The organism is Prevotella sp. S7-1-8, from assembly GCF_000758925.1.
Lineage (GTDB): Bacteria > Bacteroidota > Bacteroidia > Bacteroidales > Bacteroidaceae > Prevotella.
This window is the reverse complement of sequence record NZ_JRNC01000061.1, coordinates 1-18,911: the sequence shown is the minus strand read 5'-3', so window position 1 is coordinate 18,911 and position 18,911 is coordinate 1. Positions and strand designations below refer to the sequence as shown.

Below are 18,911 nucleotides of genomic sequence, written 5' to 3'. Positions count from 1 at the left end.
ATATTGATATGAATAAAGGAGAAAAATGTGACAAAGAAGTTATGAAAACTTATTTAGTAAAAAAATGATTGAAAACAAGTTTGTTGTTTTTGCAGTAGATCACTTTAGTTCTTTAGGAGTGATTAGATGCTTGGGTGAAGCGGGAATAAGGCCTGACGTTATCTTATTTTCTGTTCAAAAGCCTAAGCTGGTTCAATATTCTAAGTATATAGCTGTATTGCATAATGTTTGTAGTTTAGAGGAAGGCTACAAGTGTTTGGTAGACGAATATGTGAATGAGAGCACAAAGCCCTTTGTTTTGGCTACAAGTGATGAAGTGGAATCTTGTCTCGATTTACATTATGATGAATTGAAAGACAAGTTTTATTTTTATCATGCGCAGGAACAGGGACGAGTTACAAAAATGATGCAAAAGCATGTCATTGTAGAAATGGCGAAAAGATGTGGACTGCGCATTCCCAAAACAGAAATAGTTAGCCGCGGTGAGTCTTCAAAGATGTTGAAATTTCCAATTTTAACAAAGGCGCCAACATCGACCATACATAATTGGAAAAATAATGTTTTCATATGCCATAACGAAGACGAACTTCAAGAAGCATATAAGCATATTAAATGTGAAAAGGTACTGTTGCAGGAATATATTGAAAAACAGGATGAACTTAATGTTGAAGGTTTCTGCATTGATGGTGGAAATGCGTATTTTACTTTGCAAAACCGTTACCATAGAATAACAAATAAGAGTTATGGTAACTATGCATATATAGAGAAATACTCTTATCCGGAATTAGAACAGGCCATCAGACGATTGTTTAGGGAAACTCATTATAGTGGGGTGTTTGAGTTGGAATTTATGATAGGAAAAGACGGAAAATGTTATTTCTTAGAAATAAATTTTCGAAATAGTGCTTGGTTATACGCATATTCAAAATGTGGTCAACCGCTTTTGATGATGTGGGCTAAATCAGTATTGTGCAATAAAATAATTACGGAGGATGAAAACATCAGAAAACTTCCATTTAATTTGATGGATGAAATAACTGATTTCAAATGGAGCGTTATGTCGGGTATAGTTTCTCCTTTTACTTGGCTTAAAGAGTGTCTTGGAGCGGACTGTCATTTTTATTATAACAAACAAGACTCTCGGCCCTTTTATATGTATTTATGGAATAGGTTTGGGGGATTACTGAAATGATAAAAGAGTATATTAAAAGATATTGTGACGAGCGCTGGAACATTGGTTTCATCCAAAATTCTCTTGATAACATTCTTCAGGGGGAGGATATCCGAGTTCAGTGGGTAGAACATGATTATAAAAATTCATGGTTTGCAGATCCCTTTATTTTAGATGTTACAGATACGGATATTATTGTTTTGGTTGAAGAATTTCCAAAAAACATTTATCGTGGGAGAATTTCTAAATTAACGATAGATAGACGCAGTTATCAGCTAAAGAAACTAGACGTTGTCAAAGAGCTTCCTACTCACATGAGTTTCCCTGTGATTATTAGGCAGCCATGGTTTGAAACTTCTAACGGGTCTACCAGGGACTTTGTTTACTTAATGCCGGAAAACGGTGCTTCTGGTAAATTAACCATCTATCGGTATTGGGTTCAAGAGAACATCATAGAAAAAGTTCAAAATGTTTTAGATGAATCCGTTGCAGATGCAACTCCTCTTCGAGTGGGTAACAAAGTATATTTATTCTGTACAAGGAAACCAAATGTAAATGGGAATACGCTTTATGTATATCAATGGAACTGTCAAGAAGAAAAATTCATACCATTGGGTTCAAAGAATTTTCAAGAAAATATTGCGCGTATGGCGGGAAACTTTTTTGAATATGAAGGGTCCTTGTACAGACCGGCTCAGGAATGTAACATCCAATATGGCCATGCTGTTTCTTTGCAGAAAGTAACATGTGGGGGGAAGTCTGTTTTGGATATGCAGGAATTAGACTGTGGAACGTTGGAGTTTAAGGAAGTGAGAAGAATGTTTTCTAATCATCCTAAATTGAATGTAGGAATTCATACCTTCAACATGTACAAGGGGGTTATAGTGACAGATGCATTAGGGTTTGATAATATGTGGATAAGAAACAGTTTATCTAAGTTTGGAATTATCCATTGATAAAGTAATATGAAGATTCTACAGGTTATCACATCTTTGCAGATTGGTGGGGCGGAGCACGTGGTGGTGCACCTTACCAAGTTGCTACGGCAGAAGGGACTTACGGTGGATGTGGTGGTCTTCAATGGTGAGGAGACTGCTTTTATGCGGGAGTTGAAGGAGACGGGATGTAGGATTTATAAGCTTGGGCGTGGCGTTTACAACATTACATACATTCTCAAGTTAAGAAGGATCATGCGGAAGTATGACATTGTGCACACTCACAACTCCTCGCCGCAGCTGTTTGCCGCCATTGCAAATATAGGGTTGGGAAAGATGATGATAACGACAGAACACTCTACGAACAACCGAAAGCGAGAACATCCTATGTTCTCGTTTGTAGACAAATGGATGTATGCCAGATATGCAAAGGTGGTGACGATTAGTAAGATTGCTAAAGAGAGATTGTGCAGTTATTTGGGTCTTGAGGACAATCAACCTAACTGTCCGTTGCAGCGTAGCATAATGACCATTAATAATGGGGTAGATGTTAATGCCTTTTATCATGCGAAGGATTTACCGGAATTGGCTCACCAAGGTAAATTTGTCACGGTGATGGTGGCCGGATTTCGGGAAGCCAAGGATCAGCGAACGGTGATTCGGGCTATTGCGTTGTTACCGGACGAATATGAGTTATGGTTGGTAGGCGATGGTGTTCGTCGTTCGGAGATAGAGGCAGAAATTATTAAGCAGAATGTGACGAAGCGTGTAAAACTGCTTGGCATTCGGTCGGATGTGCCGCAACTGTTGAAGTCGGCAGATGTCATAGTGATGTCGTCACACTGGGAGGGATTGTCGCTGTCGAATATTGAGGGCATGTCGTCGGGCAAGCCTTTTGTAGCCAGCGAGGTGAACGGATTAAAAGAAGTGACTGCTGGTTATGGTATCCTTTTTCCACATGGCGATGCTGAGGCACTGGCTAATGTCATAAAAAAGCTGCATGACGACTCGGAGTATTACCTCCAAGTGGCGGAGCGGTGCTATCAGCGAGCCTTGCAATATGATATTCGTAAAATGGTGGATGCGTATGAACAATTGTATGATACGGTGCAACAATAATATGTCAGCAACCACAAGTATGGCTCTCCATGGGTAGTCTGTCAATCATAGGCATATGAATAAGAAGAAACTAATTCGAGTTACCACGGCCGACATCAGCCTGAACTCGCTGCTAAGGGGACAGCTCAACTATCTTAATCAATATTATGAGGTGGTGGGAGTAGCCAAAGATACCGGTGTGCTCGACGAGGTTGCTGCGCGAGAGGGCATACGAGTGATTGACGCTCCTTTGGAACGACCTATCAGTATAGGCAAGGATATCAAGGCCTTGTGGTTTTTGTGGCGACTTTTTAGGCGCGAAAAGCCGTGGTGCGTACATGCCAACACGCCCAAGGGGTCTCTGTTGGCTATGGTGGCTGCATGGGCTGCGCGCGTGCCGAACCGTATATATCTTGTGACGGGTCTGCGCTACCAAGCCACGACTGGTATGCTGCGCGCCATATTGAAGACGATGGAACGCATGACATGCTGCTGCGCAAACCATGTCATACCCGAGGGCGAGGGTGTGAAACGAGCATTGAGGGAGGACAGAATCACGAGGAAGCAACTGCAAGTTGTACATCATGGCAACATCAATGGGAAGAACACATCGTATCTGTCACGCGAGGCTACGAGCAAGTTGTTGCGAGCGGAGAACAAGGAAACGCAGTTGATGGAGGATGCCACACCCTTTGACGGGCACCGGTATATGCGAAACAAGTTGGGATATACAGCCAATGATTTCGTTTTTATCCTTATTGCCCGCATGGTGAGAGACAAGGGCATTAACGAGTTGGCGGAGGTGATGAGCCGATTGGTGAGGCATTCCGCTGACCTGCCACGGCAACCCAAACTCCTGATTGTGGGAGAAAAGGAGGTGCAGAGCGGTGGCAACATTACTCCGGAAGCGCAACGTTTTTTGAGCAACTCCGCTGCCGTGTTCTATGCAGGACTCCAAAAAGATGTGCGCCCTTACCTGCTTGCGGCCGACGCGTTGGTGTTTCCGAGTTACAGGGAGGGTTTCCCCAATGTACCCATGGAGGCGGGAGCGATGGAGTTGCCTTGTATCGTCACCAACATCAATGGCTGCAATGAGATCATCATTGATGGTGAGAATGGTGTCATCATCCCAGCGCCGGTCGATCGTCACGGCCATCTCATACTGTTTGCCTCGGACGACCCGCTATCGGATGGATTCTTCTCACCCATGAGCAAAGCTTTGTATCAGGCGATGTGCGATTTTATCAAGAACGCCGACAACACCAACAGAATGGCCGCCAACAGCAGGAGGTTAATCCAAGAACGTTATGAGCAGCGTGATGTGTGGGAGGCGTTAAGGCGAATGTATGCTGAACTTTGATTAAGAAAATCCCTGTATGAGGGACGAAATTATGTAAAATCGTCCCTCATACAGGGATTATTAGATGCTTGGAAAGCCCTCACTCTTTAAAGAGTTTTATTGGTACGAACAAGTGGTGGTATCACATGAAAATACGTAATGAGTATGGTCTTCACCATTCTGGAGATTTCGTGCCAGAAGCTTTTTCCTATAGCATGCTCTTGCCATCAAAACCATAAAAAAAACACATAAATATTTAGTAGGTAATAGAAACGTTTAAATCAAGATAATTATGAAGACAGTAGTCGTTTTTGGTGCCACAGGCAATTTGGGAGCATACATAAGCATGAAATTAAAAAACGATGGATATAATGTCGTTGCAGTAGGAGGAAGAAAAAACGATAATGGATTTTTTGCTGAGCATGGGATGAGCTATTATTCTGTTAATATCAAGGAAAAAGCTTCTTTTGACGTGCTTAAGGAGATAGGAGATGTGCATGCTGTATGTCATTTTGCAGGTAGCCTGCCATCTCGCTATGAGTATGATCCGAGAGATTTATTGGATTCTATAACAATCGGTACGCTTAATGTTCTCACGTTTATGAGGGAACATAATTGTAAGAAGATAATATTTCCTCAAACGCCTTACGATCTCGCAGACCATTTTGACAGAATGAAGAATAATGGAAAATTATCTGCTGATTTACAGCGCGGTTTTCCTAAGACGGGAGACCATGCAGTGTATGTAATAGCAAAAAATGCTGCTGTAGACTTGATAGAATATTTTCATAGCACGTATGGTTTTTCACGCTTTGTACTTCGATTCTTTACCATCTACCAATATCACCCAAATGCTTATCACTACGCAAATTATAAACGAAGGATGATGCCATACAGGATGCTTATGGACAGAGCAGCTCACAGTCTGCCATATAGAGATATGGGGAGATGCTTCTAAGAAAAAGGAGATGGTTTATATCAAAGATTTTGTAGATCTCGTTTCAAACTGCGTAAAATCTGATATCGAGGGTGGAATCTACAATGTAGGAAATGGATGGCAAGTATCATTGGAGGAACAAATTAGAGGAATCGTAGAGGTTTTTTCTCCAAAAGATCATCCATCAAAGATAACTTATGTACCAGAAAAGCCAGATCCGCTTGAAAATGCGTTTGATGTGAGCAAGACCTTTAGGGAGTTGAACTGGAAGCCTAAATATTCTTACATTGACCAACTTCGAGATTTCAAGCACGAGATGGAAACGGAGCCTTTTGCAAAATTGTGGGGAAAGAAAGACGATTATCACGAATAATGTACAGGAACTTTTTTAAAAGGACTTTTGATTTTATTCTCGCTTTATTAGCCATCATTTGTCTCTGTCCGATACTCTTATTAGTATATCTTTTGCTACTCATTGCTAATGAGGGAGCGGGGGCCATCTTTCTGCAAGAGCGCCCAGGTAGATATGGCAAAATATTCAAGGTTATCAAGTTTAAAACAATGAATGATAAGCGAGGACCTGATGGAAAATTATTATTAGATACACTACGCATAACTAAAGTGGGACGATTTATGCGCAACACGTCATTGGACGAGTTGCCGCAGTTGTTTAATGTTTTAAGGGGAGACATGTCTTTTATAGGACCCCGCCCATTGTTGGTGAAATATCTTCCACTTTATTCAGAGGAACAAATGCGCAGACATGAGGTTAGACCCGGAATAACTGGATGGGCACAATGTCATGGACGAAATAACTTGTCGTGGACGGAAAAATTCAAATATGATGTGTGGTATGTAGATCATCTGACTATATGGACCGATATTCGAGTTATTCTAATCTCAATCAAGTCGGTACTAATAAGACAGGGGATAACGACCAATAATACTAATGTAAAAGCTACAATGGAGGAGTTTAATGGTAATAACTAAAAATGAGGCTCAGCATCTCAAAACTCCATATTTTGTCCTTAATAAAGACGAGTTGACAAAATGTATTAATGACTTCCAAACGGCTTTGGACACTCGGTTTGATAATAGTATAATAGGATATTCCGTCAAAACGAACGCATTACCATATTGTCTGAAAGTGGCTAATGAGAATGGTTGCTATGCTGAGGTGGTGTCTTTTCAAGAGTATGAATTAGCTTTGAAGATAGGTTTTGACAAAAGACATATTATTTATAATGGCCCTTTAAAATCAAAAGAAACGTTTCTTGATGCTATACAGCATGGTGGTATTGTAAACATTGAGACGTGGCGGGAAATAGAGTGGTTGGACGACCTACCTGAGAATCAAAAACATGAGATAGGTATCAGGTTGAACATCAACTCCACAGCTATTTCTCCTGAAGATGCTTTTGGCGAGAATGACGATAGTCGCTTTGGTTTCTCCTATGAGTCGGGCGATTTTCAAAAAGCCGTGGAGCTGATAAGAGCGAAGCGGCATGTGCGGTTGGTGGGTATACACACGCACAAGGAACCCAAGACACGTAGTGTGCGGTTCTATCAACGGGTTATAGCGTACGTGTTGCCCATACTGACCGGCCTTCGCATGCAACTTGAATATTGGGACGTTGGCGGAGGCTTCTTCGGTCCGATGCCCGGAAAACCAACTTTTGATGATTACGCGCGATGTTTTCGCACAGCTCTCGATGGCTCGCCATACGCGAATGTCCGCCTTGTGGTTGAACCTGGCAACGCATTGCTTTCATCGGCCTTCAGCTATGTATGCGGCGTCATTGACGTGAAGCAGCATGACGGCAAACGCTTCGTGACGACAGATGGCACGCGAAACGACGTGGACCCATTTTTTCACAAGGAAGATTATTTCAAGCGGTTTGTTCATGCAGACACTCCGCAGCTTTGCCATCAGTCGCAAGTGGTTGGTGGCTTGACGTGCTTGGAATATGACCGGCTTTTCACTTTGCCTAAGGGAGAAGGCACGTTGAGCGTGGGCGACCGCGTTATTTTTGACAGAGTGGGAGCGTATACCATGGCTTTGACGCCACTCTTCATACATTACCTGCCCACGGTCTATCTAAAGCGAGGCGATGGAGATTATACCATTATTAGGAAAGAATGGGGAGTAGACGAATTTATTAGAAAATCAATTTATTAAGAAACATGAATACGATTCTTTTTTGCAGTTGCGGCCGCAGGGTTCAATTGCTCAAATTCTTGAAACAGTCATTGGGTGACGATTGCAGGATTGTTTGCGCGGACAACTCACCCATAGCCCCCGCGTTGTATGTGGCTGACAAACATTATGTGGTGCCCCGTATTACAGATGAACATTACATAGATACAATCCTTAAAATATGCGAAGACAATGATGTTAAAGCTATAACAACATTGATAGACCCAGAGATAGAATTGCTGTCAAAAAACCGAGAGTTGTTTTTGCGACATGGCATCTTGCCACTTTGTCCCGAGCGTAAAACAGCGGCGCGTTGCTTTGACAAATTTGAATTTTATAAGTATCTTACAGGTAAAGGAATCCGTACGGTTTTAACCTATGATAGCATTAAATCTTTCGAAGAAGGGCTGAAGAAAGGAGACATTAGTTTTCCTGTATTCATCAAACCCGTATCGGGTAGCGGCAGCGTGGGAACACACAAGGTGCAATCAATGGGGGAGCTTCGGGAATATTTTAACGAGGGAGCGTACACCTATATCATACAAGAGTTTATGGACTGCGACGACTGTGACGCTGATGTGTATATCGACACTATCTCGCATGAGCCTGTGGCCGCATTTTCCAAACGTAAACTTGAGACGAAGATTGGTGGGGCCAGCAAGACAATATCCTTTAAGGATGAGCGACTGTTTGAGTTTATTCAGGAGATTTGCAAAGTGTTAGAGTTTAACGGTCCTGTTGACATGGATTTCTGGTACAAGGATGGCGAGTACTATCTCTCGGAAGTGAATCCTCGCTTTGGCGGAGCTTATCTGCATGCGTATGGTGCTGGGGTGGACTTCTTCAAACTCATCGCAAACAACTTGAAAGGTGTCAGAAATCAAAGCATCGTTGGACAATACAATAAAGACGTGTTGATGATGATGTATGACGGAGTAGTAATTGTGGACAAAAAAGATTTGGCAAAAGAAATATAATAGTTGAGTTTCATCGAAAAGAAAAAATATCTTATATATTTTTACATGTAGAACAATAAATATGAAACCTGAAAAACGTATTATTCTTTGCCTGGCTCACATGTCGGGCAATGAGCAGAAGTATATCAAAGAGGCATTCGACACCAATTGGGTGGTGCCGTTGGGCCCGAATGTGAATGGATTTGAGGAAGACTTGAAGCGGTTTGTCGCATCCACCGTCCCCTCTGGCAGGAGGGGGGAGAGTAAACCGGAGAAGACGGATAAAAGAGATGCTTGTACCGTGAGAGATTTCTCGGAGGAGGATTATCCCCAGAGTATCGAGCCGCACGAGAACAACCCGGAGAGGTTGTGGCAGGAGGGTGACGACCGGTTGAAGGACAAGCAGGTAGTAGCATTGGCTTCAGGTACGGCGGCCGTGCATCTGGCGCTCATCGGCGTGGGTGTCAAGGCCGGCGATGAGGTCATTTGCCAGAGCTTCACCTTTTGCGCCTCGTCCCATCCCGTGACATATCTTGGTGCCACGCCAGTGTTTGTCGATTCCGAGCGCGATACGTGGAATATGGATCCGGAACTGCTGGAGACTGCCATCAAGGACAGGATGAAAAAAACGGGCAAAAAGCCTAAAGCCATCATCGTGGTGCATCTTTATGGCATGCCAGCCAAGATGAGCGAGATTATGGCCGTGGCAGATAAATACGGCATACCAATCGTGGAAGATGCCGCCGAGGGGCTTGGCTCACGCTACGATGGTAGGGCGTGCGGCACTTTTGGGCAATATGGCGTGCTCAGTTTCAACGGCAACAAGATGATCACCACGTCGGGTGGGGGGGCGTTGGTTTGCCCCGACGAAGCGGCTCGCGACAACATCATGTTCTATGCCACCCAAGCCCGGGAGGGCTATCCCTACTACCAGCACGAGAAAATTGGTTACAACTATCGCTTGAGCAACATTTGTGCCGGTATCGGTCGTGGGCAACTGACTGTGCTTGACGAGCACGTGGCCCATCACCGCAGGTTGGCCAAGTTGTATGCCAAGGCTTTCAAAACAATAGACGGCATCACTTTTCATGACAACCCTTCCCCTTTGTCAGATTCTAATTTCTGGCTCAACACCATCACGATAGATCCTGACGTGAAAGTCAAGGGCATGGAAAACGCCTACAACACGGTAGTGAAAAGTGCCGTTGGGGGGGCGGCTGGCGTAATACACTATGTGGACAAGGCACGCACCGACTGTGAGCCGAACGACAATGTTGAAGCCATGCGTGTATGGCTCGACCAAGCAAACGTAGAAAGCAGGCCACTTTGGAAACCCATGCACAAACAGCCTTGCTACGCGACAGCGCCAAGTTACACCAACGGCGTGAGCGAATCGCTGTTCAAAGTGGGGCTTTGCTTGCCATCAGGCCCACTCGTAACAGAGGAGGACGCTGCGTTTATAGTGTCGAAGATTAAGGAGGCAATAGGTTAACGACTTGTTTATGCGCGCGTGCGGCCCATTTAGTAAGTCGTGTACGCTTGCTTCTCCATAAACTTTTTTCTTTTATTTCCCACAATCCCAAGCCTTGTTCCTAAAATTATTTTTCATGAATTTTAGGAACAAGGCTTGGGATTGTCATAAGCATTACGTAAAAGTTATGTTTATATGGCCTATCATGGAGTATTTTTTGTAACTTTGCTCGCCAAATAACAGGAAATTGAACAATGGTTTCTATAGATAACTTGAAGGTGGAATTTGGTGTTCGCCCACTATTCCAAGATGTTAATTTCGTGATAAATGAGCGCGACCGCATCGCGTTGGTGGGCAAGAATGGAGCGGGAAAATCCACTATGTTAAAAATACTTTGTGGTTTGCAAAAGCCCACTTCAGGCTCTGTTTCCATTCCCAATGATGTCACGATAGGCTACCTGCCGCAGGTGATGAAACTTGCCGATGACACCACCGTGTACGAAGAGACGCGCAAGGCGTTTTCTCGTCAGGCGGTCATGAAAGCCAAATTGGAGAGCATGCAACGCGAGATGAGCGAGCGAACCGATTATGAAAGTGACGAATATTTGGCGCTTGTGGATAGGTTCGCACAAGAACATGAGCTGTATATGATGATGGGAGGCGAAAACTATGCGGCCGAGTTGGAGCGCACGCTTATAGGCTTAGGCTTCACGCCCGACGATTTTGACAGGCCCACCCGCGAGTTTTCGGGCGGCTGGCGCATGCGCGTGGAGCTGGCGAAGATTTTGCTGCGCAAGCCCGACGTGTTGCTACTTGACGAGCCTACCAACCACCTTGACATCGAAAGCATACAGTGGTTAGAACGATTTCTTGAGCAGAGCGCCAAGGCAGTGGTGTTGGTTAGCCACGACCGCGCGTTTATAAACAACGTGACAAATCGGACAATAGAGATAACGTGCGGTCACATAGAGGACTATCGGGTAAGCTATGATCATTACATGGTGTTGCGGCAAGAGCGCCGTGAGCAGCAATTGCGAGCTTACGAGAACCAGCAAAAAGAGATTGCCGACACCCGGGCGTTTATAGAGCGGTTTCGCTACCAAGCCACCAAGGCCGTGCAAGTGCAACAACGCATCAGGCAATTGGAGAAGATTGTGCCCGTGACCGTCGACGATGTTGACAACAAAGCCATGCGCCTGAAGTTTCCACCATGCCTGCGTTCGGGCGACTTCCCGGTGATATGCGACGAGGTGAGAAAAGACTACGGCTCGCGCACCGTTTTCGACCATGTCACGTTGACTATCCGCAGAGGCGAAAAAGTGGCCTTCGTAGGCAAGAACGGGGAGGGCAAGTCCACTCTTGTAAAATGTATAATGGGGGAGATACCCTTCACTGGAAAACTCAAGGTGGGGCACAATGTCCAGATAGGTTACTTCGCGCAGAACCAAGCGCAGTTGCTTGACGAGAATGTCACTATATTCGATACCATAGACCGTGTAGCCACGGGCGAGATGCGATTGAAAATAAACGATTTGCTTGGCGCGTTCATGTTTGGCGGCGAGACATCGGACAAGATGGTCAAGGTGCTGTCTGGTGGCGAGCGTTCTCGATTGGCCATGATTCGTCTCTTGCTCGAGCCGGTCAACCTTTTGATACTCGACGAGCCTACCAATCACCTCGACATGCAGTCCAAGGATGTGTTGAAAGAGGCCATCAAGGCGTTTGATGGCACCGTGATCGTGGTAAGTCACGACCGCGAGTTCCTTGACGGATTGGTGTCAAAGGTATATGAGTTTGCCGGTGGCAAGGTGACAGAGCACCTTGGTGGCATATACGATTATCTGCGATCTCACAACGCCGAGACCATCCATGAGGCTATTGCGGATGCGACAACGAGCAAAGTCGAGCCCAAGGAGGCCCCCGAGGACGTATCCGCTGATACCAAGCAGAACTATTTGGAACGCAAGGAAAAACAAAAAAAAATCAAGAAAGCCGCTCGTGCGGTAGAGAACTCGGAGAGCAAGATAGCCAGCATGGAGAGACGTCTCAAACAGATAGACCAACTGTTGGCGCTTCCTGAAAACGCTTCGAACATTGAGTTGGTCACCGAGTACACCTCAACCAAAGCCGCTTTGGACAAGGAGAATGACAATTGGATGGCATTGTCAGAAAAACTTGAGCAGCTTGAACAATAAGTCATCTCGTTGGTTGGTTGTCTTCTTGACAGTATGTCTATCTTTCATTTTTTTATTTTAGATATTAATATTAACCCTAAAATAGTATGATAACAAAACAATTCTTACCAATGGCCATGATGTTTATGGCGCCAGTGGTGGGCGTTAACGCCCAGAGTAAGTCTGGATTGGATTTGTCTAATTTGGACAAAAGCGTCAATCCCGCGGACAATTTTTACCAGTTCGCTACCGGTGGATGGCAGGCCTCGCACCCATTGCCAGCCGCTTACAGCCGTTATGGCAGTTTCGACATGCTTCAGGAGAATGTCAACAAGCAAGTGAACACCATCCTCACAGACCTCGCGAAAAAGAAATACAAGGATGGGACGACAGAAAGAAAACTAAGCGATTTTTATAAGCTCGCGATGGATATCAAGCGGCGTAACCAAGAGGGTGTCGCTCCGGTAAGACCGCTCTTGGACGAGATAGAGTCCGCGACCAGTCTTGACGCATTGAGAAACTTACAGTTGAAATATGCCAAATTTGGTTACGGCGTGCCTTTCAATTCTTATTTTGGCGCAGACGAGAAAAATGTTACGATGAACATTCTCAATCTTGGTCAGGGTGGCTTGACACTCGGACAGAAAGACTGGTATGTGAACACGGACTCCGCTACCGTAAGCGTAAGGGAGGCGTACAAGAAGCATATTGCCCGCATGTTTACACTATTCGGTTTTCCGCAAGCCACGGCCGAGCGCAAAAGCAAAGACGTGTTCCGCTTTGAGACCATGCTTGCGCTGATCTCAAAGAGCAACGTGGAGCTTCGAGACCCCAAGGCCAACTACAACAAGATGACATTGAAGCAGTTTGACGAGCGCTATCCCAACATCGGTCTTGTCAAACTTTCGGAGGCCGAGGGTGTCGATACCAAGTATATCCAAGAGATGGTAGTAGGCCAACCGGCTTTTTTCGAGGGCTTGGACAAGATAGTCGCGCTGCTCACCGCAGACGAGCTTAAAGCCCTGATGGAATGGGATGTCATCATGAGCGCCGCTTCATATTTGAGCGATGAAGTGCGCGAGGCCAACTTTGATTTCTTCGGCAAGACCATGAAGGGCCGCAAAGAAGACTATCCTCTCTGGAAACGCGCCACCAACCAAGTGGAGAACGCCATGGGCGAGGCACTTGGAAAAATGTATTGCGAGCGCTATTTCCCAGCGTCGAGCAAAAAGATGATGGAAGATTTGGTGCGCGATTTGCAGGTTAGCCTTGGCCAACGCATTGACGCACAGGTATGGATGAGTGACTCCACGAAAGCCAACGCGCATGCCAAGCTCGACAAATTTTACGTCAAAATAGGCTATCCAAATAAATGGACCGACTACACCAAGCTTACTATCGACCCCTCCAAGAGTTATTACGAAAATGTGTTAGCCACACGCCTTTTCGCGCATGACAAGCACATTCGCGAGAAGGCTGGCAAGCCAGTGGATCGCGACGAGTGGTTCATGACGCCGCAAACCGTCAACGCATACTACAATCCCACCACCAATGAGATATGCTTTCCGGCTGGTATTTTGCAACGCCCATTCTTTGATCCCAAGGCTGACAAGGCTTTCAACTATGGAGCTATCGGCGTGGTTATTGGCCACGAGATGACTCATGGATTTGATGATCAGGGGCGGCAATATGACGCGGATGGCAATCTGCACGACTGGTGGACAGCTCAAGACGCCAAGGGATTTGAACAGCGCGCCAAACTATACGCCGACTTTTTTGACGCCATTGAGGTGTTGCCGGGTCTCCATTCCAACGGCCGTTTCACGCTTGGCGAGAACCTTGCTGACCACGGAGGACTGCAAGTGGCATACAACGCTTTCAAAAACGCGACCAAAAAGAAACCGCTCAAGACAGTCGATGGTTTTACGCCAGACCAGCGATTCTTCATCGCCTACGCTGGAGTGTGGGGCCAAAACATCACGGACAAAGAGATACGAAATCGCGTGAAAAGCGATCCCCATGCCCTTGGCAAATGGCGTGTCAACGGCGCCCTGCCTCATATAGACGCTTGGTATGACGCTTTCAACGTGAAAAAAGACAATAAAATGTATATACCACAAAACGAAAGGCTCCAACTCTGGTAAGCCCAAACCTGTTTGTGAAACCGTTACGCGAAGGGTGCGAATGTTAAAATTCGCGCCCTTTTTTATTGAATGCGGTATAGTTTTCGTAACTTTGCCATCGCATACAAGTTCTTTCCAAAATGCCGTTAAGATTACCAGATAGACTTCCAGCCATCGAGATCCTGAAAAAGGAAAACATTTTCGTGATGAACGAAAGTCGCGCTCACACACAGATGGTACGCCCATTAAAGATAGCAGTGCTCAATCTCATGCCACTTAAGATTACGACAGAAACCGATTTGATAAGGCTTTTGTCCAACACCCCATTACAAATGGAGGTCAATTTTATGAAGCTCAAGAGCCACACGCCCAAGAACACGCCCATTGAACACATGATGATGTTCTACAAAGACTTTGATATTCTGAGACGCCAAAAGTGGGATGGACTTATCGTGACGGGCGCACCCATCGAGCTGTTGGAATTTGAAGACGTGGAATATTGGCAAGAGATTACTGAGATTTTCGATTGGGCGCGCACCCATGTCACGTCCACACTCTATATCTGTTGGGCTGCCCAAGCTGCCCTTTATCATTTTTACAACATTCCGAAATACCGATTGCGAGAGAAGATGTTTGGCGTTTTTCGCCAATATCCGCTTGTACACGATCTGCCTATTTTTCGAGGTTTCGACGATTTCTTTATGATGCCCCACAGTCGACATACAGAGATCAGGCGACAAGATATAGACCAAGTGGCAGATTTGACAATTATTGCCGAGTCGCCAGACAGTGGCGTGAGCATGGTGATGGCACGCCGTGGCCGTGAGTTTTTCTTTACCGGACACTTGGAATATGCTCCCGACACATTGGACAAAGAGTATAAACGCGACATGGGCAAGCGTGATGACGTGCCCATGCCAAAGAATTATTATCTTGACGACGAGCCCGACAAGGGCCCTTGGGTGTCTTGGAGATCGCACGCCAATCTCCTGTTCTGCAACTGGATAAATTATTATGTCTATCAAGAGACACCTTATAATATTAACGAGATCGTGTAACGCTTGTGCCAACATAAACATGACGATATGACATTTGAAAGATTTCGTCACGTCAATGCAGGCATATTGAAACATCAAGATAACGGTAGGGCGAGACAAAAAAATACGGAGTAAAAATATTGTTTGCCATTTAAACGCCCACTTACAATGTGAAAAATCGACAAGATGCGTAGATTGGAACTTCTTGCGCCAGCCAAAAATTTAACCTGTGGCATGGCTGCCATCGATCATGGGGCCGACGCGGTATACATTGGGGCCGACAGATTTGGCGCCAGAGCCGCCGTGGGCAACACTGTCGATGACATCAAGACGCTTTGCCACCATGCCCATCAATATGGCGCGAGGGTGTACGTCACCGTCAACACCATCATTTACGAAGACGAGTTGGAAGACACTCGGCAACTTATAGAGCGGCTTTCTGCCATCGGGGTGGATGCCATTCTCGTGCAAGACATGTGTACAATCGGCATGCGCCAAGCCGCGTTAAACAGTGTGGGGCGCGCGCCCATGCTTCATGCGTCTACGCAGTGCGACGTGCGCACGGTCGAGAAAGTGAACTGGCTGAGGTCGCTTGGCTTCTCAAGGGTGGTCCTCGCTCGCGAGCTGACATTGGAAGAGATACGCCACATCCATCAGTCGGTGCCCGACATGGAGATAGAAGCCTTTGTTCATGGCGCGCTGTGCGTGAGCTATTCGGGCGTGTGTTATGCGTCGCAGCGGTGTTTCGACCGCTCTGCCAACCGTGGGGAGTGCGCGCAGTTTTGCCGCATGCCATTCGATTTGATAGACGCGAATGACCAAATGATCGAGGAGGGCAGGCACCTCTTGTCACTCCGGGATTTGAGCCAGATAGACAGTTTGGAAGAATTGGCTAACGTCGGTGTCACCTCTTTTAAAATAGAGGGCCGACTAAAAGATGTGGGATATGTGAAAAACGTGGTTTCCGCGTATAGCCAGAAACTAAACGAGCTGATAGCCCGTCGGCCTGATGATTTTCGCAGATCGTCTCTCGGACGGGTGGATTATACTTTCACGCCAAACTTGAGCAAGACGTTCAATCGTGGATTTACTGATTATTTTCTCCATGGCAGGCATGCCGACATCGCCTCGTTTGACACGCCCAAGGCGTTGGGCGAACGCGTCGGGCGGGTGAAGGAAGTGCGCGCCGATTCTTTTAACGTCGCCGGCACAGCCTCGTTCAGCAATGGCGATGGGTTGTGTTTCTTGAATGACGCGCGCCATTTGGAGGGTTTCAGGGTGAACCGGGTGGTTGGCAACCGCTTGTTCCCGTTTAAAATGCCCAATGGCTTGAGACCGGGCACCACGCTCTATCGCAACAATGATGAGGCGTTCAACAAGCTTATGAATAGCCAAACGGCACGGCGCGATATACTTGTCGACATGGCATTCGAGACAATTACCGATGGGTTTAAGCTACGGCTATCGTTTGACGTGGGAGGCGGAGAGCCGAGTGTCACTGCCGCGTCTACGGTGACTTTTGCCCATCAGGTGGCCAAAACGCCACAGGTGGATAACATCAGAAAGCAATTGACCAAACTCGGCAACACGCCCTATACATGTCATGACCTGCAAATCAGCGCCGAGGCGGCGAGCTTGTTCATGCCATCAAGTTTGCTCTCCGAGCTAAGGCGAAAGGCTGTGGACGCTTTGATGGAAACGACGCTCGCTTGGCACGAACAGGAACATAAGCGGGAGATGCTTGGCGCGTTGGCGGTGGAAAGCTCCGCAACCGCCAAGGCATGGCAACCCACATACGAGAAGTACACCTATCTCCACAACATATCCAACCATGAGGCCGCAAAATTTTATGCGGATCACGGATTGGCGAAAGTCGACATGGCGCTCGAGGTTGACGCCAACCGCCGCGATGCCATCGTGATGCAGTGTAGGCACTGCTTGCGCTACAGCTTAGGACATTGCGTCAAGCATGGAGGAAGCGCGCCCAAATGGCGCGAGCCTCTCTATATACGGATGGGCGACGGAAGACGTTTTCGGCTCGAGTTTAAGTGTGACAAGTGCCAAATGAACATTTATAACGAAAGATAATAGATATGAAAAGATTGCCTTCCCTGCGCCTTTGTATGGTTTGGCTTATGGCGTGCGCGCTTCTCATGCCATTAAGCTCGTGCTACGAACACAACCACCGAGCCAAATTGCCCTTCAATATCAGCGAGCGTCAGAAAGACTCCCTTTCGTTTTTTTCCACCCACCATTACACTAACAACTACAATTTCATTGTCAAGGACGATAGTTTTAAACTGATGTCAGCAATGCCCGAGGAGCTTATCAGTGGCATGCATACCGATTCTTTTTTCGTTTACAAGAACGCTCATCTCGTAGTGGCGGACATACGCATACTGCCTGCCGACTCCATAGACTCTGTTTGGGTGCAATTGGCCAACGACACTTCCGCTTTCGGCTGGACACATGAGAACGCGATGCTGAAAAGTGTAGAGCCGGATGACCCTATCTCGCATTTTATATCAGAATTTTCAGACACGCACGTCATTATATTTATCGTCATTATCGTCATTATTGGGGCTGGCTATTTGTTGCGAAGTCTTTTTCGGCGCAACGCGCGTATCGTGCATTTCAACGACATAGACTCTTTTTATCCCACCTTGCTATGCCTCATCGTGGCCACCGCGGCAGCATTTTATGCTGGCATACAGACTTTCTCGCCACAGATGTGGCAACATTTTTATTTCCACCCAACGCTCAATCCTTTCTCCGTGCCCATGCCCTTGGGTATATTTCTCTCACTGGTTTGGGCCATGCTTTTCGTGGCTTTGGCTGTCGTGGATGACATACGCCACCACTTGCCATTGGGCGAGGCGGTTTTGTACTTGGGTGGCTTGGCGGCGATATGCGCCGTAGACTACATTGTTTTTAGCGTTACATCCTTGTTCTTTGTGGGTTATGTTTTGTTGGTGTCTTATTACTATTTCGCGCTTCACCAATATTTCACAAGAAACCACGCCCATTATATTTGTGGCAAGTGCGGCGCCAAATTGCGCGAGAAAGGCGTTTGTCCTCATTGTGGAACGCTCAACGTTTAAGTGGGCTTGGGCAGATGACGCTCACCACTTTCGAAAATGAAAGCGCTGGCATAAAATGAGAAATGACGCTCACACATGGCATCATAAAAACTGGAACGTTCTAACGATAATATACGGATCGATTTCTTTATTTTGTAAAAAAATATAGGATTTAATTGGCGCGTGAACAAACGTTTGTAAAAAACAAAAAATGCGTTTTTAACCCATTCATTTCCCTTTTCTCCCAGTTTTGGCAGTGCTCTTATGTATGACGGTTAATGCTCGTCATGCGTTTGGTACTTAAAGGGCTGTCGTTTAAGGCCTGTTTGCCACTCAAATAGCACTTAAACGCATTGCGAACAAGGCTTATTCACGTCACGAACAATGCTTAAT

15 protein-coding genes are annotated in these 18,911 nt (G+C 46.1%); all 15 read left to right on the top strand.

The features are described from left to right. Positions 1-64: 64 nt before the first annotated feature. The 15 genes from HMPREF1640_RS09790 to HMPREF1640_RS09725 all read left to right on the top strand — a co-directional run bounded on the left by HMPREF1640_RS09790 (position 65) and on the right by HMPREF1640_RS09725 (position 18,539). Positions 65-1,192 carry an ATP-grasp domain-containing protein gene (locus HMPREF1640_RS09790; RefSeq protein ID WP_052051793.1) on the top strand — a complete coding sequence of 376 codons (1,128 nt, stop codon included), beginning with the start codon at positions 65-67 and terminating at the stop codon, positions 1,190-1,192. Beyond that, the gene (locus HMPREF1640_RS09785; RefSeq protein ID WP_036894257.1) at positions 1,189-2,127 is read left to right on the top strand and encodes a hypothetical protein; all 939 of its coding nucleotides are present in this window, start codon (positions 1,189-1,191) and stop codon (positions 2,125-2,127) included. Before HMPREF1640_RS09790 ends, HMPREF1640_RS09785 begins: the two co-directional genes overlap by 4 nt. Positions 2,128-2,136: 9 nt before the next feature. After that, entirely contained in the window at positions 2,137-3,225 is a 1,089-nt protein-coding gene (locus HMPREF1640_RS09780; protein WP_036894255.1) for a glycosyltransferase, read from the top strand. Positions 3,226-3,280: 55 nt separating this feature from the next. Then, positions 3,281-4,564: a glycosyltransferase family 4 protein gene (locus HMPREF1640_RS09775; RefSeq protein WP_036894254.1), complete on the top strand. Its 1,284-nt coding sequence runs from the start codon at positions 3,281-3,283 to the stop codon at positions 4,562-4,564. Positions 4,565-4,835: 271 nt separating this feature from the next. Further along, positions 4,836-5,501, top strand: coding sequence for an NAD(P)-dependent oxidoreductase (locus HMPREF1640_RS09770; RefSeq protein ID WP_231565885.1), 666 nt, complete (start codon positions 4,836-4,838; stop codon positions 5,499-5,501). A gap of 10 nt (positions 5,502-5,511) precedes the next feature. Continuing rightward, positions 5,512-5,853, top strand: a complete 342-nt coding sequence (locus HMPREF1640_RS13750) for a hypothetical protein (RefSeq protein WP_231565884.1) — start codon at positions 5,512-5,514, stop codon at positions 5,851-5,853. Further along, positions 5,853-6,470, top strand: a complete 618-nt coding sequence (locus HMPREF1640_RS09765; protein ID WP_036894252.1) for a sugar transferase — start codon at positions 5,853-5,855, stop codon at positions 6,468-6,470. The genes HMPREF1640_RS13750 and HMPREF1640_RS09765 overlap by 1 nt, the downstream gene beginning before the upstream one ends. Beyond that, positions 6,457-7,659: a diaminopimelate decarboxylase gene (locus HMPREF1640_RS09760; RefSeq protein ID WP_036894250.1), complete on the top strand. Its 1,203-nt coding sequence runs from the start codon at positions 6,457-6,459 to the stop codon at positions 7,657-7,659. The genes HMPREF1640_RS09765 and HMPREF1640_RS09760 overlap by 14 nt, the downstream gene beginning before the upstream one ends. Before the next feature lie 5 nt (positions 7,660-7,664). Next, positions 7,665-8,654 carry an ATP-grasp domain-containing protein gene (locus tag HMPREF1640_RS09755; RefSeq protein WP_036894249.1) on the top strand — a complete coding sequence of 330 codons (990 nt, stop codon included), beginning with the start codon at positions 7,665-7,667 and terminating at the stop codon, positions 8,652-8,654. A 61-nt stretch (positions 8,655-8,715) separates the two neighbouring features. Then, positions 8,716-10,125, top strand: a complete 1,410-nt coding sequence (locus HMPREF1640_RS09750) for a DegT/DnrJ/EryC1/StrS family aminotransferase (protein WP_036894247.1) — start codon at positions 8,716-8,718, stop codon at positions 10,123-10,125. 233 nt (positions 10,126-10,358) lie between these two features. Further along, positions 10,359-12,299, top strand: coding sequence for an ABC-F family ATP-binding cassette domain-containing protein (locus tag HMPREF1640_RS09745; RefSeq protein ID WP_036894245.1), 1,941 nt, complete (start codon positions 10,359-10,361; stop codon positions 12,297-12,299). Positions 12,300-12,409: 110 nt separating this feature from the next. Beyond that, positions 12,410-14,422 (top strand): M13 family metallopeptidase, encoded by a 2,013-nt coding sequence (locus HMPREF1640_RS09740; RefSeq protein WP_369699831.1) that lies wholly within the window; start codon positions 12,410-12,412, stop codon positions 14,420-14,422. A gap of 119 nt (positions 14,423-14,541) precedes the next feature. Next, positions 14,542-15,459, top strand: a complete 918-nt coding sequence (gene metA, locus HMPREF1640_RS09735; RefSeq protein WP_036894243.1) for a homoserine O-succinyltransferase — start codon at positions 14,542-14,544, stop codon at positions 15,457-15,459. A 165-nt stretch (positions 15,460-15,624) separates the two neighbouring features. After that, the gene (locus tag HMPREF1640_RS09730; RefSeq protein ID WP_036894241.1) at positions 15,625-17,526 is read left to right on the top strand and encodes a U32 family peptidase; all 1,902 of its coding nucleotides are present in this window, start codon (positions 15,625-15,627) and stop codon (positions 17,524-17,526) included. A gap of 5 nt (positions 17,527-17,531) precedes the next feature. Continuing rightward, entirely contained in the window at positions 17,532-18,539 is a 1,008-nt protein-coding gene (locus tag HMPREF1640_RS09725; RefSeq protein ID WP_036894240.1) for a zinc ribbon domain-containing protein, read from the top strand. Positions 18,540-18,911: the final 372 nt, after the last annotated feature.